Consider the following 319-nt stretch of genomic DNA (forward strand, 5'->3'; position numbering starts at 1 on the left):
AATCGCCGCAGAGTATCAATTCTCACCTGAGCAGATCGCAGGAGCAATGGCGGCAATATCTCCCAACAACAAATGGGAAAGAAATTGCATCGATTGTGAGAACTTAGCAAAGGCAATCCGTGCCGATCTTGATCCTTTTGAGGTGAAAGTTTGCACCTTTAAGAAGAACAAAGCAAAGGCAATCGCGATCCTTATGGGTGACCTAGATTCCGACGCTATTTGTAACATTCTCAAAGGTCAGAAAGTTATTGCTTTTTACCTAAACATTTTGCACAATGGTGATACAACGTCGCCCTGTATTGATGGACACGCTTACAAC

1 protein-coding gene is annotated in these 319 nt (G+C 43.3%); it reads left to right on the plus strand.

Annotation, left to right across the window (positions count from 1 at the left end; all coding sequences use genetic code 11):
* Nucleotides 1-319: DUF7178 family protein (locus E9531_RS17600; RefSeq protein ID WP_211343495.1), on the plus strand; the 319-nt coding region annotated here is incomplete at both ends.

It is taken from the genome of Lampropedia puyangensis (assembly GCF_004833285.1).
Classification (GTDB): Bacteria; Pseudomonadota; Gammaproteobacteria; order Burkholderiales; family Burkholderiaceae_C; genus Lampropedia; species Lampropedia puyangensis.